Source organism: Prolinoborus fasciculus (assembly GCF_056724605.1).
On the sequence record NZ_JBWZQN010000052.1, the window covers coordinates 1 to 25,691 of the forward strand.

Below are 25,691 nucleotides of genomic sequence, written 5' to 3' on the forward strand. Positions count from 1 at the left end.
TTGATGCCATTTTTCTTTATACTGTCACTGAGGCAGGTTGGACATTTGATTTCTAGAGTTATTCGCATTTCTCTATTTTATCAAAATTCAACCTACTTTGTTTCAGCATACTTTTTGAAACACCACCAAAGTTCTTAAATAAGACTGAATAACTCACTAGAGAACAATATTCTAATAAAATAGATAAATGCCCTCAAATGAGGGCTTTGTTTTTTACTTTAATAAATAATTCCTCAATAATAAAAATAAGGGTCTTGATTATTTCTAGCCACTTTATTGCACTCTTTACACCTAATACTCTCTATAGAATAGAGTCCACGAGTTTGCTTACCTTCGGCAGCAGCAATAAGATAAAAGTGCTGAGTATCGTTAAAACTATAGTCATCCCATGCTCCACAAACAGAACACTTAATAATTTTTCTATCGCAGTAAATGTGCGGCTTTTCCATTATATTTCCTCATTATTAAAAAATTTCTAAATTCTTCTATAAATATAAAGCTCACAGTTAAGGGTATCGACTTTAACTTAGTCGGAATTTTGATATAAAAACCTTAACTTCAATTTACCCCCTCCATCCATCCACAATATCAGCCCAGTCCTGCATCATTTTTCTACGATCTGCTAAATACTTGGCATGGTTATACGATGCACGTGTTTTATTCTCATCAGCGTGAGCCAGTTGAGTCTCGATCCACTTTTCATCATAACCAAGCTCATTCAATAGGGTGGATGCCGTAGCGCGGAAATCATGTGCCGTGACGTTCTGCATGATGTATTGCAGTGCACGATTGATTGTAGTGGCTGGCATCATCCCGCCCTTATAGACACCTTCAAAAACATACTTCTTGCGGCCAGTGAGCTTCTTCTGCTTAAGTAAAAGTTGATAAACCTGTTCAGACATTGGCACTACATGCGTCCTATTCTTCTTAGTTAGTCGCATGCCTTTTTTAAGCTGCTCCCGGGTTTGTTTTTCAAAAGTAATAGTTCTTTCTTCGAAGTCAATAAATGACCACTGCAGTCGACGCACCTCAATTGTGCGAAGCATGGTATAGAACAAAAATAAAATAGAATTGACCGTTGACTCAGCACCACCATAACTATCGATCCGCGCTCTAAACACCTTTCGTTCAGCCAAACTTAATGGTCTTGCATGTTCAACATCAGGCCGTGCAATGACTTCACGCACCGCATAAGTTGGATCATTCTCAGCTCTTAATGTCGCAATGGCATATCTCATCACAGAGCCAATTTTCTTCCTATTTTCAATTGCAGTAACTTCACCAGTGCCGCGATTATCCTGACTCTTAACACGCTTTACTGTATTTTGCATAATCTTCAGAACGTCAGCAGAGGTCACATCTTTAATATTTTTGTGGCCAATAACTTTATAGATATCCTTTTCCATCGCCCGATGAAAAGCATCAACATAGGTTTGAGATTTGTCCTTCAGTCGATCCGCAGCATATTCTTTTGCAATCGCCTCAAAACTATTTTCATCACAGAGCATAGCGGCTTTTTCTTGCTGACGATGCACAGCTGGATCGATATTGTTTGCAAGCAGTGATTTGATTTCATCTTGCTTTTGACGCGCCTCGGCCAAGCTTACAATAGGGTATTCACCCAGACTGATCATTGAGGCTTTTCCTGCATACCGATAACGCACACGCCACAGTTTTGTACCGGTAGAGCGAACCTCAATACATAGTCCACCCTGATCAGCAATACGGTATGCCTTTTCTATTGGTTTTAGTTTTTTTAGCTTGGTATCGTTAAGCATGTGAGTAACGCAAGAGATTAAATATTGTTACTCACTATATTACTCACAAAAGCGATTAATACAATTTAATTCTATTTTATGGTATTTAAGCCGAAACGATTGATAATAAAGACATAGGGATTTTAATTTAATGGTATTTTACAGTATTTAATTATTATGATAATTCTCGACCATTAAAAGCATGAGCTTAACCTATTGAAATTAATGCACTTAAATGTGCTAATGTTGTCCAGATCGTACTTTATTTATACGTGTTGCAAGCACTTGCCTGACACAACTAAATCATTGATTTCATTGTGTGAAAATAAAGCACGCTTCATCATAGCAAAAAATAGCCCCATTCGGCGCAACAATTTCGCTCAATTTATTGGCTTTAAAAACCTGTAGAAAATTAAATAAAATTTTATAATGATTTAAAGTAATAGGCTTACTCATAGAAAGATTTAAAAGGCTATTTTTTAGAGTAAAACTTAAAAATGAAAAAATTAAGGTCAAAGAGAGGTAAAATGCTTGATGAAAAAAACATCACTTGAATAATTAAGCTTTATATAAACTTTTCTATTGAAAGTAGATTTAAAGAAAATGCCTCATAATAGGCATACAATCCCAAATGAATCGCAAAATTTTCTTTACTGATATCTACTAAAAAAAGCTCAATTTTTATCCAAAAACAAGTAAAAATATAACAAAAGTAAGAAAAAGCAGCATATTTGCTATAAAAAGCTATGTTTCTTATACATTTTTATAGATACATGCACTATTTAGGTGCGCTAAAAAATAAAGCTGAAATAAAATAAATGAAGAATGCTTGAATATAGTGCATTTAGTTTTGCAGCTAGTATAATAGCCGCAAAGTATTTTTGTCACTTCATGATTTCTTATAAAGATTTCAAGATTTTATCTATACTTTTAAAAGTTGGTACGGTAATTGCTTAATAACTATCAACTGCTAACACGCACTTCACGGGTGCAACAAAAACATCGGAGCAAAATGAGCATGGCGAACAAGGTCCTTCAACTCATACAAGAAAGTGGCGCAAAATGGGTCGATTTTCGCTTTACTGATACCAAGGGTAAAGAGCAACACGTCACTTACCCAGCAGACAGTATTGATGAAGATACATTTGAAGACGGCAAAATGTTTGACGGTTCTTCAATTGCAGGTTGGAAAGGCATCGAAGCATCGGACATGATTTTACGTCCGGATGCGGCAACAGGTTTTATCGACCCGTTCTTTGCAGAGCCAACAGTTGTTGTAACTTGTGACGTCATCGAGCCATCAACTGGTCAAGGTTATGATCGTGACCCACGTTCGATTGCGCGCCGTGCAGAAGAATATTTGAAATCTACCGGTATCGGTGATACTGCATTCTTTGGTCCAGAACCAGAATTCTTCGTATTTGACGAAGTAAAATGGGAAATCGACATGTCTGGCGCGCGCCATACATTGATCGCTGAAGAAGCTGCTTGGTCAACTAACAAAGACTACGAAGGCGGTAACTCTGGTCACCGTCCACGCGTAAAAGGCGGTTACTTCCCAGTTCCTCCTGTAGATTCTTCACATGACATGCGTGCAGACATGTGTGCGCGTATCGAAGACATCATGGGTCCAGGTCGTGTAGAAGTACATCACCACGAAGTTGCTTCTTGCCAGTTAGAAATTGGTGTGAGCTTCAACACTATGGTGCGTAAAGCAGACGAAGTTCAACAGTTCAAATATGCGGTTTGGAACGTTGCGCATCAATATGCAAAAACAGCAACCTTTATGCCTAAACCAATGGTTGGCGATAACGGTTCTGGTATGCACGTGCATATGTCGATCTCTAAAGACGGCAAAAACCTGTTTGCTGGTGATGAATATGCAGGCCTTTCAGAAATGGCGTTGTACTTCATCGGTGGTGTAATTAAACATGCCCGTTCTTTGAATGCGATCACTAACCCTTCTACAAACTCGTATAAGCGTTTGGTTCCACATTTCGAAGCACCGATTATGCTTGCTTACTCAGCGCGTAACCGTTCTGCATCTATCCGTATTCCTTACGTGTCTAGCCCGAAAGGCAAGCGTATTGAAGCGCGTTTTCCAGATCCAATGATGAACCCGTACCTAGGTTTCGCGGCATTGTTGATGGCTGGTCTTGACGGTATTCAAAACAAGATCCACCCAGGTGAAGCTGCTGACAAGAACTTGTACGATCTTCCACCGGAAGAAGAAGCAAAAATCCCTACAGTGGCGCATAGCCTGGATATGGCGCTTGAAGCACTTCAAGCGGATCATGATTACCTGTTAAAAGGTGGCGTGTTCACGAAAGAAATGCTTGATGCTTATATCGAGCTTAAAACTGAAGAAGTTCGTCGTCTAAACACGACTACTCACCCAGTTGAATTTGATATGTACTACAGCTTGTAATTCATCACGAATTAAAGCGAAGAAAACCCGCGCATGTCGCGGGTTTTTTTGTATCATCTATTTATAATTTTAAATGATTGATGGGCTTAAATGGCACAACGTAAAAAGCACACCAGCTTTTATCCATGGATTGATCCAAAAGATCATAACAAAGGTTTTAAGTTGAACTTCTCTGAAGTGACTTATCTTGAAGTGGGGCGGACTCCCGAGGGTTATAAGCAGGCTCAATTTGTGGCGCTGAAAAATCCTGAAATAGCGCTGGATTATGCTTATCCAGAATCATTTTATTTGAGTGCTGAAGGTTTTATTTTAATTAAAACCCCACAAGGCAAATATGAAATCATTGCAAAAACAGATAACTGTTAACAATGAATAGTCGTTCTAGAAATCAAAATCAGCGTGTGCTGCTGTCAACTCTGCCTGTTGAGTTAAAACCGTGGCTGTATGCATCGGGTTCACTCACGCAACAACTGACCGATTTGGCGCAAGGACAATTCCATGTCGAGCCAATTCAAGAGCATTTTCAGCGTTTAAGCTTTGCCAATGCCAAATGGATGCAGATGTCACATCAGCATACTTCCTGGGTGCGTGAAAGTTATCTCTACGGCTCGGAACAGTCTCCTTGGGTGAAAGCCAAAAGCATCTTTCCGATTTTAAGCCTGCAAAAAAAAGCCCGAATTTTTCAGCATATTGGCACCAAACCGATTGGCTGGTTTCTGTTTCAGCGCACTAATCCACTGTGCCAGCGCCGGGTGGTACTTTTAGATGAGGGCTGGACCCGTCAGAGCTGCTATACTTGGCACGGCTGTAAATTTATCGTACAAGAAACATTTTTACCGGCATTTGAACACTTTATACAAAATTCACGGGCTTGATTTTTATGGCAACCGCACAAGCAATCACCTGGCGTGAGCGTCTTAGCGCCTATTATTATCTTTGTCGTTTTGATAAACCGATTGGGACTGAACTGGTTTTTTGGCCTACCATGTGGGCGCTGTGGATTGCAGCTCAGGGCATGCCACGTATTGAAATTTTAATTCCCATGATTTTGGGTGTGATTTTTATGCGGGCGGCAGGCTGTGCCATTAATGATTTTGCTGACCGTAAAGTCGATGCACATGTGGAGCGTACTAAAAACCGCCCATTAGCGACCGGGATTATCAGTGCCAAAGAGGCCGTAATGGTATTTCTGGTTTTGGTGGCTGCCAGTGCCTGCTTGCTATTTTTTCTGCCAATCGAAACTTTTTACTGGTCATTTGGGGCTTTATTTTTAGCGTTTATTTATCCTTTTATGAAGCGCTATACCCATTTACCTCAAGTCTTTTTGGGTGCAGCATTTTCCTGGTCGATTCCGATGGCTTATACCGCAGTTGGACAAACGCCGGATTTAACCTGCTGGCTTCTATATTTTGGTAATCTGGCCTGGACCGTAGCCTATGATACCCAATATGCAATTGCAGATCGTGAATACGATTTAAAGATTGGGGTGAAATCAACCGCGATCTTATTTGGTCGATATGATATTCAGATCATTAGCGCTTTGCAGGCCATTAGTATTCTTTTGATTGCTGTAGCACTTTGGCTAGAAAATTTACTGATTCCATTTGGTTTGGCTGCATTAATTGTTGTCACTCTCGATTTTATTTACCAATGGTTTAAAACTCGAGATAAAAATCCACATTTGTGTTTCTGGGCGTTTAGGCATAACCGCTGGATTGGACTGATTATTTTTGCAGGAATACTACTGGCTTTGAGGTAGTGACTGTCTATCGACTGAGAAAAAAGCGTCCTATAAGGATGCTTTTGTTATTGCCTAATCTATAAGGCTTGAGCTATGACTTTATTTTGTTATATTGGGCAGTGTAATTAAATGACGAAATTAAAGCAGGTTTGTTATGTCCGAGCAGCCACAGCCCCGCAGTGTCAAAAAGCTATTGATCTTCGGTACGCTTGCACTTTGTATTCCGGTATTTTTAATTAGTATGGCATTTCTTGCAGTGAATAGTGATGCTAAAAATCAGGAAAAATACAAGCAGCAGCAGACAGATATGATTGCGCGTATTGAAGCACGAGAAGCTGCGGAAAAGCTCAAAGCAGAGCAGGATGTTAAGGCAGATTCAACTCAAGCTGCGTCTGAAAGTAGTGCAACAGCACCTTAATCTATCTAAAATCCCTTTGCACTTGTCTAATACTGCAAATGTCTGTGTAGTAGATAGTTGCATGGGTTTCTGCAAACGATGATTTGACTGTAGATATTCGATACTTAGTAATTAGGCAAGCTGTATTCTAGAATGGAAAAATATAGCCACCCATCATCCGATCGGTGGCTATATTTAAATCATCTTAAAGCAATTCTTTGCGCAATTGTTCTGAAGATTTAATTGAAAGTAGGGCAGGTGCTACATCTAGGGCTGTTTTGGCACCATATTGCTGAGTTTGATTCAGACGGTAGCAGGCACGGGCATAAGCCACTAGAACACTTGCAGTAAACTCTGGATTGCTATTCAGCTTTAAAGAAAACTCAATCACCTGTTTTTGTGCATCACTGGTATTACCACTACGAATGACAAAACCGCCATGTGGCATATCTTGGTGATCTTTCAGTAAAGTTTCCTCACTGATAAAATTCACAGTCGTATTATAATCTGCAAAATAATCAGGCATGCTGACGATGGTTTGTTCAACTGTTGCTGCATCAGCTCCTTGTTCCAAGACCACATAACAGTCACGATGATGTTTATCTTTGGTGCTTAACTCAGGTCGTGCGCCACTGCGGACTTGTTCAATAGCATCAGTGGATGGAATGGTATATTGAACACCAGCTTTCACCCCAGGTACACGGCGGATCGCATCCGAATGGCCTTGGCTTAAGCCTTTACCCCAAAAAGTATAAGTTTCGCCATCTGGTAATAGCGCTTCACCAAATAAACGGTTAATCGAGAACATGCCAGGATCCCAGCCAATAGAAATCATGGCTGTTTTTTTGTTAGCAAGGGCGGGTGCATCGACTGCAGCATAGTATTCCGGAATACGTGCATGCGTATCAAAACTATCTACAGTATTGAATTTACTTGCAAAGATAGGCGCCTGTTGTGGCAAGTCATCTTTAGAGCCGCCACAAAGAATCAGCACATCAATTTTATCGCTAAACTCATTTAATAGTGCATCCATGCTATACACTTGAGTTTCTGCAAAGCAAGGAGAGACGCTGCTTGGTGAGCGGCGAGTAAAAATACCGACAAGCTGCATATCAGGATTTTTCTGGATGGCAGTTTCAACACCGCGGCCAAGATTACCGTAACCCGCGATACCAATACGAATAGAATTTTGCATAAATAAACGATCACTGAATAAAAAAACAACGCCAAAAATAAGCAAGGTGATGATGGCCAGAAATGGAACAGGCCAATCAGGTCATCTGACTTATATTTTGTTTTCGAAAGGATTATAGAGCGATAATTTAAACTTTATCACCCTAATCCTGCAGAAAGGCAGGTTTAACTGAGAATGCTTGTGATGAGACGCTAAATTGGACGAGGATAGGTTAGTTTTGAAGCATGAAAAGCTGCCGAGAAATTAAAAGCGGAGCAGGAGGCTTTGATTAATCCAATTCAAGCTGCAGCGAGAAATATCGAAATTGCAGCTTAATTTATTTTAAATCCCTTTGCAGTTGTCTGATAGTCGGAATCTGGGTGTATCGAATCACGGTATAGCCTGCTGCAATCAGCATGGCATCGCGTTCAGCATCTTCCTGCTCTTTGCCAATATGGCTCGGATCATCCAGTTCGACAATCGCCACTACATTATATTCACGATCAAGTACCACGAAGTCTGTGACTTTGCGATTAAATTGATTGCGCATTTTCATCTGATCGTGCGTGATCAAAGCGCTAAACGCGACTTGTGCCAGAATGTGATGATGAGGAAAGGCATCTTTCAGACGTGTAAACATCCTGCTTTCAAAAGCAGTAATGACGCGCTTCGGATAGAATTTCTTTTGACGGGTGAAGAGATGTGGGAAGAGCAGGCAAACTAATGCAAAAGTTGCCAGGCAGCCAATCACAAAAAATATAAACTGACTCAAATTAAACACAGATCACAAAAGGGGAGAATAAAAAAACCCACTTCGCAATGAGTGGGTTTCTTCAGAATCTTGGCTCTCCCACCTGGGCTCGAACCAGGGACCTGCGGATTAACAGTCCGTCGCTCTACCGACTGAGCTATGGGAGAATAGATTGGCTCTCCAACCTGGGCTCGAACCAGGGACCTGCGGATTAACAGTCCGTCGCTCTACCGACTGAGCTATTGGAGAATCTGACAGCGATTATAGAGAGATTTGAAAAGGGGTCAAGGCACTTTTAGAAAAAAGCTGAAGAAATTGAATCAAGTGTTTTAAAAATAGTCGAAAAGGTTTGTAGTTTAAACTGTTATGTTTATGTAAACCGGTCCTAACAGCAAAATCGCGATCAGCCTGAATTTTGATAAGTGATCTGGATCATAAGAAATGAGCGGTTGATCGCGCATATAAATCAATATGATCTCAATTTAAAAAATACAGCTATAAAAAAACCCACTTCGCAATGAGTGGGTTTCTTCAGAATCTTGGCTCTTCCACCTGGGCTCGAACCAGGGACCTGCGGATTAACAGTCCGTCGCTCTACCGACTGAGCTATGGAAGAATATATGGCTCTCCAACCTGGGCTCGAACCAGGGACCTGCGGATTAACAGTCCGTCGCTCTACCGACTGAGCTATTGGAGAATCTGATCGGCATTTTAGGGATGAATAACCAGGTCGTCAATCAATTAATGTAAAGAAATGAATTGTTTGCTTCATAAATATTCATTTAGAGCCTAAAAATAAAAAAATCACCCGAAGTGGGTGATTTTTTTAGCAAAGAAATAAAAAATTATTTCTCAACACCTGCAGGCTGACCTGCATATTTCGCATTTGCATAATCCCAGTTTACTAGGCTTTCTAGGAAAGTAGAGATGTACTTAGGACGAGCATTACGGAAATCGATGTAGTAAGCGTGTTCCCAAACGTCAATCGTCAACACTGCAATTTTACCGTGCGCCATTGGCGTATCAGCATTTGAAGTTTTCATGATAGAAAGCTGACCGTTTACTTCGTCAGCCACTAACCAAGCCCAACCTGAACCAAACTGAGTAGTTGCAGCAGCAGCAAATTCTTCAGCAAATTTTTCATAAGAACCGAAAGCTTCGTCAATTTTTGCAGCCAAAGTACCAGTTGCTTTACCGCCACCGTTTTTAGCCATACAGTTCCAGTAGAACGTGTGGTTCCAAACTTGAGCCGCGTTATTGAAAACACCTGCTTTAGAAGCATCACCAGCAGTTGCTGTAATAATTTCTTCTAGAGTTTTGCCTTCAAGCTCAGTACCAGCGATCAGGTTATTCAGGTTAACCACATACGTATTGTGGTGTTTGTCGTGATGGTATTCTAAAGTTTCCTTGCTGATGTGTGGAGCAAGATCTTCGTAGCCGTAAGGTAATGCTGGTAAAGTAATGGTTGTCATGTTCTCAATTCCTTGCATTTTGCTGGGTTTTAACAATAAGTGGCTTTATTGTAATAGATAATCGGGCAGAAATGGGCATCGTGTATAAATAACAATACAGAATAAAGCCTGAAAATATATGAATAAAGCCACTGATCATAACCGTCAGTCGAATTAAATCGGATTGTTTAATTCGAAATAATCATACTCAATATTAAACTGTTCTGAAATAGCCTTGCCAAGGCGTTGCACACCGTATTTTTCAGTCGCATGATGGCCACAAGCATAATAATGCACATTCAGTTCCTGAGCTTCATAAAAGGTGCGTTCGCTCACTTCACCTGAAATATAGGCATCACAATCTTGTAGTGCCGCTTTTTGAATATAATCCTGCGCACCACCGGTACAGAAACCGACTTTATGGATTTGAGTTTTTTCAGCAGGAAGATGAATCGCATCAAAGCCCAGCTTTTCTGAAACATAATTTTTAAAATCTTCCGGACTCATTGGCTGTTTTAAATAGCCAATATTGCCAATTGGACGTTTCTCACTCGGATCAAGCTGTTCGATATTTTCGAGTTCTAATAAATCCGCAATGGCGGCATTATTTCCCAGTGTTGGATGACTGTCTAAAGGCAGATGATAGCCAACCAGTGAGATATCATGTTGAATCAGGGTTTTAATGCGTTTACCACGCATTCCCGTAATCGGATAGGCTTCTCCTTTCCAGAAATAGCCATGATGAACCAGCAATAAATCTGCGCCTTGCTCAATTGCAGCTTCAATTGCACTCTGGGAGGCGGTCACGGCACAGAGGATTTTATTCACTTCGGATTTGCCTTCAATCTGCAAGCCATTCGGTGCATAGTCCTTAAATTCACGTGCTGCCAAAGTCTGGTCACACCATTGAATAATATCGTTCAAATTCGCCATAAAATTCCTGTAAGTTTAAAAACTTGCCCATATTTATCTATAGGTCTAATTGTAACTAAAGCTGCACAAATCTCTGTGGAATTTTTTGTGTTTAGTTATGTATTTAGCATTACAATAGGACACAAATTACTTAGTCATCAACGAATTAAAATATTTTAGAGGATAGCAACGTGCGCCGCACCTTTACATGGTTACCCTGGGTGTTACTGATTTTAGTCATTATCGGTTTTTTGGGGTGGCAACAACTACAAAAACCAAAGGCACCAGTTGCGCCAGATGGCGTCAAAATGCCTGCTGAAAAAGTAGAGCCGTTGATTGATACGTCGCGCTCAGGAGGCGTGGTCTCCTACAGTGCTGCTGTAAAAGTGGCAGCCCCGGCTGTCGTGAATATTTTTACTACCCAAAAAGTCAAGCAACAGGCGCATCCTTTACTGACCGATCCGGTATTTCGTGAATTCTTTGGCGATCAGTTGCCTGACCAGTATGGACAAAGCCCGAATGAAAACAGTTTAGGTTCGGGTGTAATTGTACGTCCAGACGGTTATATCCTGACCAATAACCACGTGATTGCGCAGGCCGATCAGATTGTAGTGGCTTTGCAGGATGGACGTCGTGCCGAAGCTAAAGTGGTCGGAACTGACCCGGATACCGATCTGGCCGTGATCAAGATTGAACTGACGCAATTGCCAGTTTTGCCATTTAAACTCAGTGGCAATGAAGTCGGTGATGTGGTTCTGGCCATTGGTAATCCTTTTGGTGTTGGGCAAACCGTGACGCAGGGGATTATCTCGGCAACGGGCCGTTCAGATTTGGGTATCAATACCTATGAAGACTTTGTACAGACCGATGCTGCAATTAACCCGGGTAACTCGGGCGGTGCACTTATTGATGTCGCCGGTAATTTAATTGGTGTGAATACTGCAATTTTCTCGCAGTCTGGTGGTTCGCTGGGGATTGGTTTTGCCATTCCGGCCAAAATTTGTCAGCAGGTGATGAATGCCATTTTGAAAGATGGCCGTGTGGTTCGTGGCTGGTTAGGGATCAGCTTATTACCTGCAGAGCGTGATGATGTCCTGCAACCCAAAGAAAAAGGTGTGACGGTCGCAGAAGTGCTACCGAATGGACCTGCTGCCAAGGCTGGAATCCAGCGTGGCGATAAGATTATGAAAGTAAATGAGGAAGAGATTAGTTCTGCCTCACATCTGATTAATTTTGTGGCCTTGCAAAAGCCAAACAGTACCATTCAGATTGAAATTGAGCGGGCAGGAAAAACCATGATCCTAGAGGTTGTGGTGACTGAACGTAAGGCACAAGACAGTGCTTCACAATATATTCCTCTGCCAGGCCAATAAGTTTGATTAAAAAAAATCCCTCATGATGAGGGATTTTTTTTATACTTTCTTTCAGCATGTTCTGATACAAAAGTGAAATATTAAGCGTTTTATAAATCATTTAGCTTAGTGAAATAACATTAAAAGAGAAAATAAAAATGAATTTTATGACGGCAGATCAGGCCAAAATTTTATCTAATGTTGCTAACCTGAATATTGAAATGTATAAGCCACGTCTGGCGCAACTGATTGAAGATAATGCCCGGCAAGGCAATACAGCGGTACTGACAGTTTTTCCCAAACATCTGCCTTTGGAAGATATCCGTGCCTTGTCTGCCGAGTTAACAGATCTGGGTTATAACGTACGTTTTGAAGTACAAGAATTTTATTACAGCTTTAATGTCTACTGGCTGTAATTTTAACAGTTGTTCAAAAAAGGTCCTGTTTAGGCATATATTTTGCTGCGTTCATCTCATATTTAAACTATGAGAAATTTATGTCTTTATTTATTCATCATGCAGCACAGGCAGATGCACCTTATGTGGTGCTTTCGTCCGGACTGGGCGGACATGCCAGTTTCTGGAATCCTCAAATTAGAGTTTTACAGCAGCATTTTCATGTGGTTACTTATGACCAGGAAGGCTGTCATTCAGATTCTGAACTCTTGCCCACGCCTTATTCGATCGACCATATGGCCGGCCAGATTCTGGATTTATTGATCAATGATGGCATTCGAGAGTTTCATTTTATCGGGCATGCGTTGGGCGGACATATCGGCATGCAACTGGCGACCTATCAGGCTGAAAGAAAGTTTAAGCTGCTCAGTTTGACCATGTTAAATGCTTGGGGAGAGCTGGATGCTCATACTCAGAAGTGTTTCGAAGCCCGGACTTCGTTATTGCTCAATAGCAAGGCAGAGGCATATGTGAGAGCACAGGCTTTATTTCTTTATCCGCCGCAGTGGATTTCAACCCATATTGATCAGTTAACCGAAGCAGAAAATAAGCAGCTCCTTGACTTTCCACCGATCAAAAATGTTCTGGCACGCCTACAAGCCGTGCAGACTTTTAAACTAAACACAGAACATCAACAGGCACTCAAAGATATTCCTATACATCTGCTTGCCAATCAGAATGATTTCCTGGTGCCTTATCAACGGTCACAGCAATTACAGCAATGCTTGCCGCATAGTCAGCTAAGTTTGCTTGCTACAGGTGCACATGCATCTACTGTGACCGAGACAGATCAGGTGAATCAACTGATCCTTTCATTCCTGATTTCCCCTTAGTTTGAAGATTTTTTTAAAGCCAGACCTCGTGTCTGGTTTTTTATTTTTTCTAATCAATCATTTTTGTAGCATCAGCATGGTTTTTACTTCGAATTGATGCATGAACTGCAAATGCAAAAATTGCTACGAGTGCACTTGAATGAAACAATATGTTCAAAATTGACTCATAGGTAAAAATGGTTATTTTACTAAAAATTCAAAAAATAAAATATTAAGTAATTGATAATTATAAATTAAATATAGTTGGCACACGCTTTGCAATGTTTATCTTGTAAATAAAATTCCCGAAGTGGAATCAGAATTTTGAATAAGTGTTAAAAATAATGAGGTGTGAAAATGAAAATAGGTGTCTTCTGTCCAATTGGAAATAACGGCTGGTTAATCTCTGAAAATGCACCACAGTACATGCCGACTTTTGAGTTAAACAAACAAATCGTACAACGTGCTGAACACTATGGTTTCGATTTCGCACTCTCCATGATCAAGCTGCGTGGCTTTGGTGGCAAGACCGAATTCTGGGAACATAACCTGGAAACTTTCACCCTGATGGCGGGTCTCGCAGCCGTGACCAGCAAAATTCAAATTTATGCAACGGCAGCCACTTTGGTCATGCCACCGGCAATTGTGGCACGTATGGCGTCTACCATTGATTCTATTTCTAATGGCCGTTTTGGTCTAAATGTGGTGACTGGCTGGCAACCACCTGAATATACCCAAATGGGTATGTGGCCAGGTAATGACTATTTTGGTAAACGCTATGAATATCTGTCTGAATATGTACAAATTCTGCGTGAACTTTGGGCGACTGGTAAGTCAGACTTTAAGGGCGAACATTTCCAGATGGAAGATTGCCGTGTCAGCCCACGTCCACAAGCGGATATGAAAATTATCTGCGCAGGTCAGTCTGATGCAGGTTTAGAGTTTTCTGCACAATATGCCGATTATAACTTCGTGTTTGGTAAAGGCTTGAATACTCCAACAGCTTATGCAGAAATTAATGACCGCCTAAAAGAAAAAACAGATGTAACTGGCCGTGATGTACAGACTTATGTGCTGTTTATGGTGATTGCTGCAGAAACTGATGAAGAAGCTCAAGCCAAATGGCAGCACTATAACGATGGTGCCGACATGGAAGCGATTAACTGGCTGATGAATCAAGGCGGTAAAGATACGACTTCTGGTACAGATACCAATATCCGTCAAATGGCTTCGAGTGTATCTCCAGTGAATATCAATATGGGTACGCTGGTGGGTTCCTATGGAAATGTGGCACGAATGTTGGATGAAATTGGCGAGATCAAGGGTACCGAAGGTGTGCTACTGACTTTTGATGATTTTATTCAAGGCGTTGAAAATTTCGGTCAGAAAATCCAGCCACTGATGAAATGTCGTGATCATATTGTCATTGAAGATGCAGCACCGGTTATGGAGAAAAGCGCATGAGTGAATCAGTCGTAACAGCCGGTTTTACTGAAAAACTCGGCACAGGAAAAACCCTTAAAGCTGAACCCGAAGCGATTTGTCTTGCACCAGAACAAACAGCTTTGATCGTCATTGATATGCAGAATGCTTATACCTCGCAAGGCGGCTATCTGGATCTGGCGGGCTTTGATGTCTCAAAGACCAAGCCAGTAGTGGAAAATATTAAAAAGGCTGTTGATGCTGCACATGCAGCTGGTATTCAGGTGATTTATTTCAAAAATGGCTGGGATGCGGAATATAAGGAAGCGGGTGGTAAGGACTCTCCAAATTTCCATAAATCCAATGCCTTAAAGACCATGCGTAAACATCCTGAATTACAGGGACAGTTATTGGCCAAAGGTAGTTGGGATTTTGAACTGATTGATGAGTTAAAGCCATTGCCACAAGACTTGGTGATCGAAAAGCCACGTTATAGCGGTTTCTTTAATACCGCGTTGGACAGCATGTTGCGTGTGCGAGGAATCCGTAATCTGGTCTTTGTCGGAATTGCCACCAACGTTTGTGTGGAATCGACGCTACGTGATGGCTTCTTCCTGGAGTATTTCGGTGTCGCACTTGCTGATGCCTGCTATCAGGCAGGTCCAGCCGAAGCTCATGAAGCCAGTCTGTATAACATCAAGACCTTCTTTGGTTGGGTGTCAGATACTGCAAATTTTGTCGAGACCTTTCAAAAAGAAAGTGAGTAACTAAAAGAAACTAAATCAGCTGTAAGCGCATAAAGAATTAAAGATCAGAATTAAGGAAAAAATAGTATGCCTAAAGAAATCATTATTCCAGCAGGAACATCGAAACCATTAGCACCTTATGTACCGGCAACCAAGGCAGACAATATTGTGTATGTATCCGGTACATTAGCTTTTGATGAAAATAATAATGTGGTGCATGTCGGTGATGCCGCAGCACAGACCCGTCATATTCTGGAAACTATCAAGCGTGTGATTGAAGAAGCCGGTGGCAGCATGGATGACGTAACGTTTAACCATGTCTTTGTCAAAGACTGGGCAGATTATGCTGCGATTAATACAGTTTATGCTGAGTATTTCCCGGGAGATAAACCGGCACGTTATTGCGTACAGACAGGTTTGGCCAAACCTGATGCGCTGGTCGAAATTGCTTCGATTGCCCATGTATAAGCCGATCCACCTGATTCAATCTCATTACTAGATGCCCCAGGTCTGAAACTGAATATTGACTTGGGGGAGGGAGAACAGCATGAATGCCAAACTATCTAAAATCATCACAGAAACAGTTGTAGAAAATAACGCATTAAATAAGGTTTTGGCGACTAACGCATCAGATGACATCTTTACCCAGGTCGATCAGCAGATTTTCCGTCAGGGCATGTCTAATCTAGGTGCTGCAGTGAATGTCATTACCACGCAAGGCGATGCAGGAATGGCTGGATTTACCGCTTCGGCCGTATGTAGCGTGACGGATACACCACCAACGTTACTGGTGTGCCTGAACCGTTCTGCGTCAGTCTATGAAACCTTTAAAAAGAATCAGGTGTTGTGTGTGAATACCCTGGCATCACATCAACAAAATCTTTCCAATCTGTTTGGTGGAAAAACACCAATGGCAGAGCGTTTCAGTCAGGGGAACTGGAAAACTTTGGTGACCCAGTCGCCTGTACTTGAAGATGCCTTAGTCAGTTTTGACTGCGAGGTGGTCCAATGTTTATCCGTAGGCAGTCATGACGTGCTGTTCTGTGAGGTGAAAGCCATGTGCCAGAGTCAAGGCAATGCGCTGATGTACTTTAACCGTTCTTACTGTGAGCCACACAAAATGTGCTAAATCAATTCAGTCCTAATCAAGGAGGGGAAGCCGATGCAAGAAAAAGAAACGTGGTTTCCAAAATTTAAGCCTTACCAAGGCAATCTCGATACCACACCCGTGCAAACAGATGAATATCTGCCTGCTGGGAAAAGTATTATTCTCGGGTTACAGCATGTGTTTGCGATGTTTGGGGCAACCGTGCTGGCGCCACTTTTAATGGGGTTTGATCCCAATCTCACGATTTTTATTACCGGGATTGGCACCATTTTATTTTTCCTGATCACTGGCGGTCGATTGCCAAGTTATCTGGGGTCTAGTTTTGCCTTTATTGGCGCCGTGGTGGCGGTCACAGGCTACTCCGGAGCAGGGGCGAATCCCAATATCGGGCTGGCGCTTGGCGGTACCATTGCTTGCGGTATTGTCTATGCCTTGATTGGTCTGCTGGTCATGAAAACCGGTACCAACTGGATTGAAAAACTGATGCCGCCAGTAGTGACAGGCGTGATTGTGATGATCATTGGTTTGAACCTGGCGCCAGTCGCAATTAAGAGTGTTTCAGCGAACCAGTTTGATTCCTGGATGGCATTAATCACCATTATCTGTATCAGTGTGATTGCTGTGTTTACCCGAGGAATGGTACGCCGTCTGTTGCTGTTATTGGGCTTATTGTCTTCCTATCTGATTTACTTCCTTTTCACAAACGTCATGGGCTTCGGATCTGCGATTGATTTTACCAAAGTCAGTGAAGCAGCATGGTTTGGTTTGCCGAATTTCCAGAGTCCGGTCTTTGAAATGAATGCCATGCTGATGATTGCACCAGTGGCCATTATTCTGGTTGCAGAAAATCTTGGGCACTTTAAAGCGGTATCCGCAATGACTGGTAAAAATCTGTCGCCGTATATGGGACGCGGTTTCTTTGCAGATGGGGTTTGTACTTCATTATCCGCTTCTGTCGGCGGTACCGGGATGACCACTTATGCTGAAAATATCGGTGTGATGGCAGTGACCAAAGTGTACGCCACCACCGTATTTATTTTTGCCGGGATCTTCGCTATTTTGCTGGGACTTTCACCTAAATTTGGTGCGGTGATCAGTACCATTCCAGTAGCTTTATTGGGTGGCGCATCGATTGTGGTCTTCGGGTTGATTACTGTGGCGGGTGCCAAAATCTGGGTGGATAACCATGTTGATTTTACCAAGAACAGTACCCTGATTATTGGTGCGGTGTGTCTGATTATGGGGACAGGTAATTATAGCTTGCAGATTGGTGGTTTCGATTTGGGTGGTATCGGTACTGCGACTTTGGCTGCGATTTTGTTGAACCTGTTCCTAAATCGTGGTGAAGATAAAGAATTGCCAGCATCTGAACCAGCTGAAACCGTAACTGAGGTTGAGGCTAAGCCAGTCGCTTAATATGAGGAGCATTTTTTGAGTCATTCAATTGCATTTTTAGGACTCGGGGCAATGGGCTGGCATATGGCCTCCCATTTGCCAAAACTCGGGCATCAGGTTTGGGTCTGGAATCGAACTGAACAGAAAGCTGTAACGCATGCTGAAATTTTTGCAACTCAAGCAGTGAGTATTAAGCAGGCGGTTCAGGCAGATTTTATCTTTTCCTGTTTGCCGACCAGTCAGGATGTGGAAGCATTGATTGCAGCCCATCCACCCAAACAAGGTGCAATCTGGATTGACTGTACCAGCGGTGTACCGGAATCTGCCCAAAAACTGGCGAAGCTCTTGGAGCAACAAGGCAGTTTTTATCTGGATGCTCCAGTATCCGGTCAGACTGTTGGGGCAGAAAAAGGCACTTTAACTGTGATGGTGGGTGGCAATGAACAAGCCTTTGAACGAGCCAAACCGATCATTGATGCCTTTGCTGGCCTGATTGAATATGTGGGAGAAAGCGGTTCTGGCTTTGCGGTAAAAGCTGTGAATAATACCTTAATGGCGACTCACTTATGGGCATTGGCTGAAGGGCTGACTGTGCTGAAAGGGCAGGGTGTTGATTTAAGCAGTGCACTAAACTGTATTAATCATTCCAGTGGTAAAAGCAGCATGTCGGAAAATATCATGGCACAGCGTGTACTAAGCCGTGAATTTAATAAGACCTTTGCACTGGATCTATTACAGAAAGATATTGGCATTGCCTTGGAGTTGGTACAGCAACAGCAACTGGATTTATCAGTAATGTCTTTGGTTCAGCAAGAGTTTCAGCAGATTGCCAAACCACAGGCCAGTCAGCTGGATTTCTCCGCTGCGGTGCAAGGACTGGAACAGCGGACTCAAATTAAATTAAGAGGATAATCTTTTCAAACAATATTAAAGACAGTGTTAAAGACGTTATAGCTATAGATATATCAGTTTAAAATTTAAAAAGCCGGGAATTTTAATTCCCGGCTTTATTATTGATAAGCCAGTTAAATAGCCTAGGCAGTTCTTAATTCTGTTGATTTGTCTGATATTCCTGAATCACTTCAAGCGCTGCACGGAAGGCTTCCTGAGTAGCTGGGGCACCGCAGTAAGGCAGGCTATGCAGTAGTACTTCCTGAATTTCTTCAACTGTTGCACCATTATTCAAAGCGCCACGAACATGGCCTTTCAATTCAGTTGGGCTTTTTTGCGCGGTAAGAAAAGCAATAGTAATTAAAGAACGATATTTACGTGGTAAAACCCCTTCACGTTGCCAGGTCGAACCCCAGGCATGTTCATTAATCCAGTCCTGCAAAGGCTGAGTAAAAGGAACCGTATTGTCCTGAGCGCGCTTTACAAAGCTTGAACCCATCACTTCAGTACGGACTTTCAAGCCATTTTCATAATCTTGTTGTGACATCATTGACCCTCAATTTTATTATGAGTCTAGCTTAACGTTTTATCTCTTAAATACCATCGTGCAATAGTCGTAAAAAAGTGGCTTAATAGCCACTTGAGATATCCAAAGTGAAATCAGGAAATAACTTCACTTTGTAATCAAGGTCTGATTTAGATAAAAGTTCTATCTAAGGACTGGTTGAATGTGAAGGTGCACTTTGAACTGAAGTATCAGTACCTGTTGCATCTGCTTTCGAAATATGAGGATTTTCCAGCTCCAATACTTCCTGTAAATGCAAATCGAAGACATCAGTCAACATGCTGTCATAGCGACGCGCATTATAGTGCAGTAACTTATTGGCTTCTTCTTCATTAATAAAGCCTTGTTCATGCGCATCAGCCACATGATCAGCAAAACTGAGTCCCTTGAATTGACCTTTGTTTTCAGCTTTTTTAAAGCGATCCCAAAGCTGCTCAATTTCCAATAACATGGTGAAGGTTGATTCCATACGACCATTTACATCATCTTCCGCTGTGCTATAGAAAACATGCTTTTTCAGTACTTTCCGGAAAGCATTGTCTTCCATCATACTGTTGGCTACCTGCTGTTTTAGCTGGTCTGACGGTTTTTTCAATGGGCGGCCAAGTGGGAAACATAACAGTTTGACCATACCTGCTGCTGCACCTGATGGAAAGTTGGCAAACAGATCGAAAAAAGCTTCTTGCGCTGTATACAGAGACTTTTCTACCGCAAGCTGTGCATGTAAACGCTCATCTTCAGTCTTTTTGCTATGCTCAAAATATTTCAGAATTGAGGAAGCAATAAACAGATGTGCATGAATATCGGCCAGACGACCCGAAAGCATTTCCTTACGTTTGATATCCCCTGCGAGTAAACCTAGGCACATATCCGCAGTTAAAGCAAAGTTGGCACTCAGCCGATTAATGATCTTATAATAAGGCTGGGTGAAATCAACCGCACTTTGCGGCGCAGCACTTGAGCCACCTGTAAAGGCATAGGCAAAGGAGCGAGCAGTCCGGTTAAAGGTGTAACCCAAATGCTTAAACAGCAAGTTATCAAAAGGATTTAGAGCCGCTGCCGAGTCTTCTGCCTGTAAGAGCTGTAATTCTTCATATAGATAAGGATGGCAGCGCATTGAACCCTGTCCAAAAATCATCAAGGAACGACTGAGAATATTGGCGCCTTCGACGGTAATGGAGACTGGAATTGCCTGATAGTAAGGTGCCAGAAAGTTACGCGGCCCCATCTGAATGGCACGACCACCGACCACATCCATGCCGTGATTGACCACTTTACGCATGCCTTCAGTTGCATAGTATTTGGCAATCGCCGTCATTACGGCAGGCTTGCCACCCTGATTCAGACCACAGGTGACCAGATAACGGAAGGCTTCCAGCATATAGGTGTCACTGGCGATTTCACTATTGGCTTCCTGAACACCCTCAAACTTGCCAACTGAAATCTTGAATTGCTGACGAATACGAGAGAAAGCACCCACATTTAAATAAGTCATTTCTGAAGTAGAAGTAGACAGCGCTGGTAGGGAAATGCCACGACCGACTGCCAAACATTCCATCAGCATGCGCCATCCTTTACCGGCATTTTTTACGCCACCAATAATCCAGTCCAGTGGAATAAAGACATCTTTACCTTCCACTGTTCCATTCATGAATGGCGGTCCCGGGTTATGCCGTGGTCCCACTATTACGCCTTCATGACTGGCAGGAAGCAGGGCACAGGTAATGCCATATTCAGTCTGTTCACCCAAAAGATGATCCGGATCATACATTTTAAAGGCCAGACCCACCACTGTCGCAATTGGTGCCAAAGTAATCCAGCGTTTGGAAAAATTCATTCTCAGACCGAGTACTTCCTGACCTTCAAACTGGCCATAGCAGACTACACCGGTATCAGGAATTGCACCAGCATCGGAACCGGCCTCCGGACTGGTCAAACCGAAACAGGGAATTTCTTCGCCTCGCGCCAGACCCGGCAGATAACGGTCTTTCTGTTCTTCGGTACCATAATGCAGTAACAGCTCGCCTGGTCCGAGTGAGTTCGGTACCATACAACTCACGGCTGTGGTCAGAGATCGCGAAGCAATCTTGCTCATCACCCGACTTTGGGCAAAGGAGCTAAAGGCACGACCGCCGTATTCTTTGGGAATAATCAGGCCTAAGAAACCATGTTCCTTAATATATTGCCAGACATGATCAGGCAGCGCTTTCTGCTCATGGATTTCCCATTCATCCAGCATGCTGCACAAGGTCTCAACCTCATTGTCCAGAAAAGCTTGTTCTTCTAGCGATAATTTGGGATAGGGATAACTGTTAAAGGTTTCCCAGTTCGGTGCACCCATAAACAGTTCTTTTTCCCACCAGCTGGTTCCGGAGTCCAGTGCTTCACGTTCTGTCGGGCTGATACTAGGCATGGCATTGGCCAGTGCTTTATAGGCCGGTTTAGAAATGAACGACATACGTAAAGGGTCGATCATCACCACAAGGCTAATCAGGATCAGCGGAATGCCGAGAATAAGTGACCATGGGCTAATAAAGGCACAGACTACTGACATGACAATTAGTGCAATTGCACCCGCGCTACGGGAGAGCTGAAAATAGAAAACCGCCCATAAACTAAGTAATAGCAGTAGTACAGCAAATATAAATAGCATTGTTATAGTTCTCCAGATTTATACAACGCTGCCTGTGCCGAGATCTCATAGAATTTTTGTCACAGTTCATTCATTTTTTTTGTCGCTTGAGGATCGGACAGGTTCAGCATTGCACGTGTGAGAATGATCGTTTTCAAGTCTTGCAACGATATTTTTAAATCTTTCATCTATTTTTGAGATTGTTTGAAAAATGCTCAGTCTTCAAGTGAGAACGCGCAAAGAAATGTGAAGATAAGTAATGACTTAATCTTATCTAAAATAAAAAATGGCGTTTAACGCTGAGTAGAATTTCAATTATGGATATTAAAAAGCCCTCTACAAGAGAGGGCTTTTATTTCATTTGTTTAAACAGGACTAAGCTTCAATGGCCTGGACTGCAATTTTTTTTGCAGGATCCACTTTACGACGCACTGCTGGTACAGGTTCGCCGTAGTATTGGCGGTCGGCAAAGTAGCTTGAACGAACCATTGGTGCTGCCCAGATATTGCGGAAGCCGAGTTTTTGACCATGTTCGGTATAACGCTCGAATTCTTCAGGTGTCACAAAGCGGTCAATCGCTGCATGTTCTTTTGAAGGCTGCAAATACTGACCAATCGTCACATAATCTACGCCATGCGCATATAAATCATCAAGCAGGGCAAGCACTTCTTCTTCAGTTTCACCAATACCGACCATCAGACCACATTTGGTTGGTACGTCCGGGCAGTATTCTTTAAACATTTTCAGCAGGTTTAAAGAGTGTTGATAGTCAGAACCTGGACGCATGGCTTTATATAAACGCGGTACAGTTTCGATATTGTGGTTAAACACATCTGGTGGGCATTCAGTCATGATGCGCAGCGCGATATCCATACGACCACGGAAATCTGGCACCAGAATTTCCAGCAGGGTATTCGGGCTTAGAGCACGCGCTTCTTTAATACAATCTACAAAATGCTGTGCACCGCCATCCAGTAAATCATCACGGTCTACCGAAGTGATCACTGCATATTTCAAACCCAGATTGGCAATAGTTTCTGCCATATGACGCGGTTCATCTGCATCGAGTGCATTTGGACGGCCATGAGCCACATCACAGAACGGACAACGACGGGTACAGATATCGCCCATAATCATGAAAGTCGCAGTACCGCCACCAAAACATTCAGGCAGGTTTGGACAGGCGGCTTCTTCGCACACCGTATGTAATTTTTGCTGACGTAGTGTGGTTTTAATACGTTGAACTTCTTCAGGTGCCGCCATTTTCACCCGGATCCAGTCCGGCTTGCGTGGCGTTTCAACCGTAGGAACAACTTTTACAGGAATGCGGGCAACTTTTTCCGCACCGCGAAGTTTGACGCCCTGTTCAGGTTTACGGTTTTCAGACATATTCAACTTTTCCACTGTTTTTGAAGGGGGAGATACTCAAAGATAGCGCAGTTATTATAACGGACTTCGTTCTAAATAGGGCAAAAAGGGGTATTCATTTAAAAAATGTTCTTATCAAGCAATATATGTGAGTTAAATACACCAAATCAACAGGATTTACGTCATAATAAGAGTGTAGATTAAAGTGAATTTTTTAATTTTGAGGAGCGTTGAATGCCACGTAAAAAAGAGGTCGTTAGTGGGACTTTCGTTAAATATGATGCGGTAGTTCTAGGTTCGGGCCCTGCGGGCGAAGGCGCGGCAATGAAACTTGCCAAATCTGGTAAGCGTGTTGCAATCGTTGAGATGCGTGAACAGCTGGGTGGTAACTGTACCCATGTCGGTACGATTCCAAGTAAAGCATTGCGTCAAACAGTATCCAGTATTATCCGTTATCAACGTGATCCACTGTTTCAAAAAGTCGGGGACTGGAAGCAGTTCACCATGAAGCAAGTGTTGCGTCATGCACATAAAGTTATTCAACAACAAGTAGATACACATTCACGTTTCTACGACCGCAATAAAATTGATATTTATCATGGTCGTGCCTATATTCAGGATCAAAATACCATTTTTGTATTTAACCCAGATGGCATTAAAGAAACGCTGATGTTCAAGCAACTGGTCATTGCCAGCGGCTCGCGTCCATATCGTCCAGACATTCTTGATTTTAATCATCCACGTGTATTTGATTCAGACAAAATTCTGGATCTGGACTATTCCATCCAGAAAATCATTATTTATGGTGCAGGTGTAATCGGTTGTGAATATGCCTCGATCTTTATTGGTCTAGGACATAAAGTCGACTTGATCAACACCCAACACAAACTTTTAAGCTATCTGGATGATGAAATTTCTGATGCACTGTCTTATCACTTGCGTGAACAGGGTGTATTGATTCGTCATAATGAACAGATCGACTTTTTAGAAACATTTGACGACCATGTGGTGATGCACACGCAAAGCGGCAAGAAAATTAAAGCCGACGCGATTTTGTGGTGTAATGGCCGTTCAGGCAATACCGATGGTCTAGGCCTTGAAAATGTCGGCCTGAAACCGAACAGCCGTGGTCAATTGACTGTGAATGATCAATATCAGACTGAAGTAGAAAATATCTACGCTGCCGGTGATGTAATCGGTTGGCCTTCGCTAGCCTCTGCTGCCTATGACCAAGGTCGTTGCGCAGGTGCCAATATGAGCGGCGAGAAAGACGTTGCGCCGGTGACTGATATTCCAACCGGGATTTATACCATTCCTGAAATTTCTTCGATTGGTAAGACTGAACAGCAGCTGACTGAAGAAAAAATTCCGTATGAAGTCGGTCAGGCATCATTCCGTCATTTGGCACGTGCACAGATTACCGGTGATACTATGGGTGAATTAAAGATTCTGTTCCATCGCGAAACATTGGAAGTTTTGGGTGTACATTGCTTCGGTAATAATGCCTCTGAAATTATCCATATTGGTCAGGCAGTCATGAACAGCCCGAACAATACCATCAAGTACTTCGTAGAAACCACGTTTAACTATCCGACTATGGCGGAAGCGTATCGTGTAGCCACACTGAATGGTATGAACCGTTTATTCTAAGTGAGATATTTGACTTAGACAGAAAAACCGCAAGTCTTCACTTGCGGTTTTTTTATTGGAAGTGATTAAGTCAGTCAAGTTGATCAAATCGAATTTTTAAGCCGCCATTTTTCGGCATTCTTCAGCACAGCGGCGGCATGCTTCGGCACATTGCTGACAATGTTCATCTTCATGATGACCACATTCTTCTACACAGTAGTCACAGGCTTTCGCACAAAGTTCACATATTTCATGCATGAATGGAGATTGCTTTTGTTCCATACGGGCGCAAAGCTGACAGATATCTGCACAGTCCAGACAGCGCTGGATACACTCCCGCATCATCTCCAGATCTTCTTCTTTAAGACAGGCACTGGCACAGTTGGCACATGCCAGGGAACAGTTCATACAGGTTTGCACACAATCTGAAAATTGAAGCTGATTCATTATCGTTTCCTCTTTCCATAGGTTTATTGCTGATTTTCTAATACGCTAAGCAGAAAAAGGAAAATACACTAGGCAGATTAGGTGAGGAAAAGTAAACAGGCGCTTTGTTTTGTTAAGGAATTTACTATCTATAACCTGAGTTCGATGAAATATTTTAGCTTTTTAGCAAGTTTTGGAAAGTTGGCTTATTTGGATTTAAGCAATAAGCCACTATAGCAGCCATAATATTCACCATAAAGTTATTCACCGAACGATGAC

Annotated in this window: 24 protein-coding genes and 4 tRNA genes; 15 read left to right on the forward strand and 13 right to left on the reverse strand. The window is 42.4% G+C overall.

The features are described 5' to 3' along the window. Window positions 1-563 precede the first annotated feature (563 nt). Window positions 564-1,778, reverse strand: a complete 1,215-nt coding sequence (locus AC1P5O_RS12185) for a tyrosine-type recombinase/integrase (protein ID WP_004279640.1) — start codon at window positions 1,776-1,778, stop codon at window positions 564-566. A 991-nt stretch (window positions 1,779-2,769) separates the two neighbouring features. Between AC1P5O_RS12185 and glnA the strand changes: the two genes are divergently transcribed. The 5 genes from glnA (at window position 2,770) to AC1P5O_RS12210 (ending at window position 6,344) form a co-directional block, all read left to right on the forward strand. Continuing rightward, entirely contained in the window at window positions 2,770-4,185 is a 1,416-nt protein-coding gene (gene glnA / locus AC1P5O_RS12190) for a type I glutamate--ammonia ligase (RefSeq protein ID WP_004279641.1), read from the forward strand. A gap of 90 nt (window positions 4,186-4,275) precedes the next feature. After that, window positions 4,276-4,551, forward strand: coding sequence for a hypothetical protein (locus AC1P5O_RS12195; protein WP_004279642.1), 276 nt, complete (start codon window positions 4,276-4,278; stop codon window positions 4,549-4,551). 2 nt (window positions 4,552-4,553) lie between these two features. Continuing rightward, entirely contained in the window at window positions 4,554-5,060 is a 507-nt protein-coding gene (locus AC1P5O_RS12200) for a chorismate--pyruvate lyase family protein (protein ID WP_004279643.1), read from the forward strand. 5 nt (window positions 5,061-5,065) lie between these two features. Continuing rightward, window positions 5,066-5,944 (forward strand): 4-hydroxybenzoate octaprenyltransferase, encoded by an 879-nt coding sequence (gene ubiA / locus AC1P5O_RS12205; RefSeq protein ID WP_004279645.1) that lies wholly within the window; start codon window positions 5,066-5,068, stop codon window positions 5,942-5,944. 136 nt (window positions 5,945-6,080) lie between these two features. Continuing rightward, the gene (locus tag AC1P5O_RS12210) at window positions 6,081-6,344 is read left to right on the forward strand and encodes a hypothetical protein (RefSeq protein WP_004279647.1); all 264 of its coding nucleotides are present in this window, start codon (window positions 6,081-6,083) and stop codon (window positions 6,342-6,344) included. Window positions 6,345-6,528: 184 nt separating this feature from the next. Here AC1P5O_RS12210 and AC1P5O_RS12215 read toward each other — a convergent pair whose 3' ends face one another. The 8 genes from AC1P5O_RS12215 to AC1P5O_RS12250 form a co-directional block, all read right to left on the reverse strand. Then, a complete protein-coding gene (locus AC1P5O_RS12215; protein WP_004279649.1) occupies window positions 6,529-7,518 on the reverse strand; it encodes a diaminopimelate dehydrogenase in 990 nt (329 codons plus the stop codon). Between the two features lie 316 nt (window positions 7,519-7,834). Further along, complete coding sequence (locus tag AC1P5O_RS12220; RefSeq protein WP_004279650.1) at window positions 7,835-8,278, reverse strand: DUF2726 domain-containing protein; 444 nt, start codon at window positions 8,276-8,278, stop codon at window positions 7,835-7,837. Window positions 8,279-8,339: 61 nt separating this feature from the next. Next, a tRNA-Asn gene (locus AC1P5O_RS12225) sits at window positions 8,340-8,415 on the reverse strand. A gap of 6 nt (window positions 8,416-8,421) precedes the next feature. Then, a tRNA-Asn gene (locus tag AC1P5O_RS12230) sits at window positions 8,422-8,497 on the reverse strand. A 291-nt stretch (window positions 8,498-8,788) separates the two neighbouring features. Then, window positions 8,789-8,864: transfer RNA gene (locus AC1P5O_RS12235), tRNA-Asn, on the reverse strand. 5 nt (window positions 8,865-8,869) lie between these two features. Next, window positions 8,870-8,945, reverse strand: a tRNA-Asn gene (locus AC1P5O_RS12240). Between the two features lie 148 nt (window positions 8,946-9,093). Then, window positions 9,094-9,720 (reverse strand): superoxide dismutase SodB, encoded by a 627-nt coding sequence (sodB, locus tag AC1P5O_RS12245; RefSeq protein ID WP_004646486.1) that lies wholly within the window; start codon window positions 9,718-9,720, stop codon window positions 9,094-9,096. A 153-nt stretch (window positions 9,721-9,873) separates the two neighbouring features. Then, window positions 9,874-10,632: a Nif3-like dinuclear metal center hexameric protein gene (locus tag AC1P5O_RS12250; protein WP_004279653.1), complete on the reverse strand. Its 759-nt coding sequence runs from the start codon at window positions 10,630-10,632 to the stop codon at window positions 9,874-9,876. Window positions 10,633-10,802: 170 nt separating this feature from the next. On the opposite strand from AC1P5O_RS12250, the gene AC1P5O_RS12255 reads away from it, so the two are divergent. From AC1P5O_RS12255 to AC1P5O_RS12295, 9 genes are all read left to right on the forward strand, one after another. Next, entirely contained in the window at window positions 10,803-11,984 is a 1,182-nt protein-coding gene (locus AC1P5O_RS12255; protein ID WP_004279655.1) for a S1C family serine protease, read from the forward strand. 137 nt (window positions 11,985-12,121) lie between these two features. Beyond that, complete coding sequence (locus tag AC1P5O_RS12260; protein ID WP_004730148.1) at window positions 12,122-12,379, forward strand: hypothetical protein; 258 nt, start codon at window positions 12,122-12,124, stop codon at window positions 12,377-12,379. A gap of 80 nt (window positions 12,380-12,459) precedes the next feature. Beyond that, window positions 12,460-13,251: a pyrimidine utilization protein D gene (gene rutD, locus AC1P5O_RS12265; RefSeq protein ID WP_004279657.1), complete on the forward strand. Its 792-nt coding sequence runs from the start codon at window positions 12,460-12,462 to the stop codon at window positions 13,249-13,251. Window positions 13,252-13,587: 336 nt separating this feature from the next. Further along, window positions 13,588-14,694, forward strand: a complete 1,107-nt coding sequence (gene rutA, locus AC1P5O_RS12270) for a pyrimidine utilization protein A (protein WP_004279658.1) — start codon at window positions 13,588-13,590, stop codon at window positions 14,692-14,694. Then, a complete protein-coding gene (rutB, locus tag AC1P5O_RS12275; RefSeq protein ID WP_004279659.1) occupies window positions 14,691-15,419 on the forward strand; it encodes a pyrimidine utilization protein B in 729 nt (242 codons plus the stop codon). The genes rutA and rutB overlap by 4 nt, the downstream gene beginning before the upstream one ends. A 66-nt stretch (window positions 15,420-15,485) precedes the next feature. Further along, the gene (gene rutC, locus AC1P5O_RS12280) at window positions 15,486-15,866 is read left to right on the forward strand and encodes a pyrimidine utilization protein C (protein ID WP_004279660.1); all 381 of its coding nucleotides are present in this window, start codon (window positions 15,486-15,488) and stop codon (window positions 15,864-15,866) included. Between the two features lie 79 nt (window positions 15,867-15,945). After that, the gene (gene rutF / locus AC1P5O_RS12285) at window positions 15,946-16,527 is read left to right on the forward strand and encodes an NADH-dependent FMN reductase RutF (protein ID WP_005104605.1); all 582 of its coding nucleotides are present in this window, start codon (window positions 15,946-15,948) and stop codon (window positions 16,525-16,527) included. 33 nt (window positions 16,528-16,560) lie between these two features. Then, a complete protein-coding gene (rutG, locus tag AC1P5O_RS12290) occupies window positions 16,561-17,922 on the forward strand; it encodes a pyrimidine utilization transport protein G (RefSeq protein ID WP_004279662.1) in 1,362 nt (453 codons plus the stop codon). Between the two features lie 15 nt (window positions 17,923-17,937). Then, on the forward strand, window positions 17,938-18,813 hold the full coding sequence (locus AC1P5O_RS12295; protein WP_004279663.1) for an NAD(P)-dependent oxidoreductase: 876 nt from the start codon (window positions 17,938-17,940) through the stop codon (window positions 18,811-18,813). A 133-nt stretch (window positions 18,814-18,946) separates the two neighbouring features. On the opposite strand, the gene AC1P5O_RS12300 is transcribed toward AC1P5O_RS12295, so the two are convergent. The 3 genes from AC1P5O_RS12300 to lipA form a co-directional block, all read right to left on the reverse strand. Beyond that, on the reverse strand, window positions 18,947-19,342 hold the full coding sequence (locus tag AC1P5O_RS12300; protein WP_318270403.1) for a carboxymuconolactone decarboxylase family protein: 396 nt from the start codon (window positions 19,340-19,342) through the stop codon (window positions 18,947-18,949). 163 nt (window positions 19,343-19,505) lie between these two features. Then, the gene (locus tag AC1P5O_RS12305; protein WP_004279665.1) at window positions 19,506-22,010 is read right to left on the reverse strand and encodes an acyl-CoA dehydrogenase; all 2,505 of its coding nucleotides are present in this window, start codon (window positions 22,008-22,010) and stop codon (window positions 19,506-19,508) included. A 354-nt stretch (window positions 22,011-22,364) separates the two neighbouring features. Further along, the gene (gene lipA, locus AC1P5O_RS12310) at window positions 22,365-23,378 is read right to left on the reverse strand and encodes a lipoyl synthase (protein ID WP_004279666.1); all 1,014 of its coding nucleotides are present in this window, start codon (window positions 23,376-23,378) and stop codon (window positions 22,365-22,367) included. Window positions 23,379-23,591: 213 nt separating this feature from the next. Here lipA and sthA point away from each other — a divergent pair, with 213 nt between their 5' ends. Beyond that, complete coding sequence (sthA, locus tag AC1P5O_RS12315; RefSeq protein WP_004646501.1) at window positions 23,592-25,007, forward strand: Si-specific NAD(P)(+) transhydrogenase; 1,416 nt, start codon at window positions 23,592-23,594, stop codon at window positions 25,005-25,007. A gap of 96 nt (window positions 25,008-25,103) precedes the next feature. Here the strand turns inward: sthA and AC1P5O_RS12320 are convergent, their stop codons facing one another. Then, window positions 25,104-25,433 (reverse strand): four-helix bundle copper-binding protein, encoded by a 330-nt coding sequence (locus AC1P5O_RS12320; RefSeq protein ID WP_004279668.1) that lies wholly within the window; start codon window positions 25,431-25,433, stop codon window positions 25,104-25,106. Window positions 25,434-25,691 lie beyond the last annotated feature (258 nt).

Coding starts and splice junctions, on each gene's coding strand:
- lipA (WP_004279666.1), bottom strand. CDS start 23,378: ATGTCTGAAAACCGTAAACCTGAACAGGGCGTCAAACTTCGCGGTGCG.
- rutB (WP_004279659.1), top strand. CDS start 14,691: ATGAGTGAATCAGTCGTAACAGCCGGTTTTACTGAAAAACTCGGCACA.
- AC1P5O_RS12200 (WP_004279643.1), top strand. CDS start 4,554: ATGAATAGTCGTTCTAGAAATCAAAATCAGCGTGTGCTGCTGTCAACT.
- AC1P5O_RS12260 (WP_004730148.1), top strand. CDS start 12,122: ATGAATTTTATGACGGCAGATCAGGCCAAAATTTTATCTAATGTTGCT.
- AC1P5O_RS12215 (WP_004279649.1), bottom strand. CDS start 7,518: ATGCAAAATTCTATTCGTATTGGTATCGCGGGTTACGGTAATCTTGGC.
- AC1P5O_RS12195 (WP_004279642.1), top strand. CDS start 4,276: ATGGCACAACGTAAAAAGCACACCAGCTTTTATCCATGGATTGATCCA.
- rutF (WP_005104605.1), top strand. CDS start 15,946: ATGAATGCCAAACTATCTAAAATCATCACAGAAACAGTTGTAGAAAAT.
- sthA (WP_004646501.1), top strand. CDS start 23,592: ATGCCACGTAAAAAAGAGGTCGTTAGTGGGACTTTCGTTAAATATGAT.
- sodB (WP_004646486.1), bottom strand. CDS start 9,720: ATGACAACCATTACTTTACCAGCATTACCTTACGGCTACGAAGATCTT.
- AC1P5O_RS12185 (WP_004279640.1), bottom strand. CDS start 1,778: ATGCTTAACGATACCAAGCTAAAAAAACTAAAACCAATAGAAAAGGCA.
- AC1P5O_RS12320 (WP_004279668.1), bottom strand. CDS start 25,433: ATGAATCAGCTTCAATTTTCAGATTGTGTGCAAACCTGTATGAACTGT.
- ubiA (WP_004279645.1), top strand. CDS start 5,066: ATGGCAACCGCACAAGCAATCACCTGGCGTGAGCGTCTTAGCGCCTAT.
- AC1P5O_RS12300 (WP_318270403.1), bottom strand. CDS start 19,342: ATGATGTCACAACAAGATTATGAAAATGGCTTGAAAGTCCGTACTGAA.
- rutG (WP_004279662.1), top strand. CDS start 16,561: ATGCAAGAAAAAGAAACGTGGTTTCCAAAATTTAAGCCTTACCAAGGC.
- rutC (WP_004279660.1), top strand. CDS start 15,486: ATGCCTAAAGAAATCATTATTCCAGCAGGAACATCGAAACCATTAGCA.
- glnA (WP_004279641.1), top strand. CDS start 2,770: ATGAGCATGGCGAACAAGGTCCTTCAACTCATACAAGAAAGTGGCGCA.
- AC1P5O_RS12305 (WP_004279665.1), bottom strand. CDS start 22,010: ATGCTATTTATATTTGCTGTACTACTGCTATTACTTAGTTTATGGGCG.
- rutA (WP_004279658.1), top strand. CDS start 13,588: ATGAAAATAGGTGTCTTCTGTCCAATTGGAAATAACGGCTGGTTAATC.
- rutD (WP_004279657.1), top strand. CDS start 12,460: ATGTCTTTATTTATTCATCATGCAGCACAGGCAGATGCACCTTATGTG.
- AC1P5O_RS12210 (WP_004279647.1), top strand. CDS start 6,081: ATGTCCGAGCAGCCACAGCCCCGCAGTGTCAAAAAGCTATTGATCTTC.
- AC1P5O_RS12250 (WP_004279653.1), bottom strand. CDS start 10,632: ATGGCGAATTTGAACGATATTATTCAATGGTGTGACCAGACTTTGGCA.